This window comes from Streptomyces sp. NPDC002130 (assembly GCF_040296465.1).
In the GTDB taxonomy this organism is placed as follows: Bacteria; Actinomycetota; Actinomycetes; order Streptomycetales; family Streptomycetaceae; genus Streptomyces.
The window spans coordinates 1-1,177 of record NZ_JBEOXI010001067.1; the positions used below are offsets into that span (position 1 = coordinate 1).

Annotated in this window: 1 protein-coding gene; it reads right to left on the bottom strand. The window is 64.1% G+C overall.

Annotation, left to right across the window (positions count from 1 at the left end; translation table 11 throughout):
• The coding region (locus ABT116_RS48445; RefSeq protein WP_351647918.1) for an ABC transporter transmembrane domain-containing protein at window positions 1-805 on the bottom strand (805 nt) is incomplete at its 3' end.
• Between the last annotated feature and the right edge of the window lie 372 nt (window positions 806-1,177).

Sequence of the window (1,177 nt, forward strand, 5' to 3'; positions counted from 1 at the left end):
CGTTCGCGGCGGAGTACATCGCTTGGTATCTCTGTGCGCGAAGGGTAGCTACCAACGAAGTCCGGCTGGCTCCCCGATACCGCTGCGCTGCAGCATCTCCGGCGCCGATTCCGGAGAGGAATCGGAGTCCGGAGAGTAGATCCGCGGCTAGTGCGCCGGCCTTGGCGCCCTGCCACTGATCGGTTTCGGCTCGGCGTTCGAGCGGCCGACTGACCACCTGCATGAGAGCCAGCACCGGGGGAGTGCCGAGGATGACGAGCAGGCCGAGTGGTACCGAGATCACCAGCAGCGAGATCGCCGCGGTCAGCACCCCGCAAGCCGCGGCGAGTTTGGTGCTCAGCGTGTGCGTGAATCCGGCCACCGAACCCGCGTCGGATGTCGCAATCGAGTAGACCTCGCCCGGCATGCGCCGAGGCGACATGCCATGCGGATCGAGGCCTCGGCGCGCGATGTCCATCCGTAGGCGGTGTGCTCCGTGCTCGGTGACGGAATCGGAGATACGCGCCGCGAATCGCCAACTGAGCAACAAGCCGGTGAAGAGAATTCCGAGAACGAGGATCCACTTTCCGAGTGCTGCGGCATCGCTGGTCGCCACAGCTCGGTCGATGACCGCACCGATCACCACCGGCACCAATGCTTCCGCGACCTGGTGGCCGGTGAAGCCGACGGAGGCGGCCGCCAGCTTGGCTCCGCGACCTTCGGAAGCGATCGCGCGGGTAATTACCTGGCGCGGCGTGATCGCCGGCCTGGCTGGGGGGCCGTTTGTCTCGGCCGAAAGAAGTGGTGTCGAAGGCACTGGGTCCACGCTAGGGATCGTGGGCGGTAGTCAGAAGTCACACCGATGCCAATACTTGTCGTGAACAGGCCATACGTATTGCGTTGGCCGAATTGCGATAGTAGTTGGCCCCGTTGCAGCGGAGAAGGCATCGACTCATCGACAACACTGCAATAAATTAAGGTCTACCTTACTTAGCACGGGTTAACTATGTCCGGAAGTCGGATTGATCCTCGTGTTCGGGTCCGGTTCATGTTCCATCGATGTTGGAGATTGTTGTGAGTCTTGTGTTCGGCGAGGTACTTCACCGCACCCTGGCCGCCGACGCCGCCGCGCAGGAAGCCGGCAACCGGCGGGCCACCGGCCCCGCCCGGCCCCGCCGGTGGGGGACCGGCATCTGGG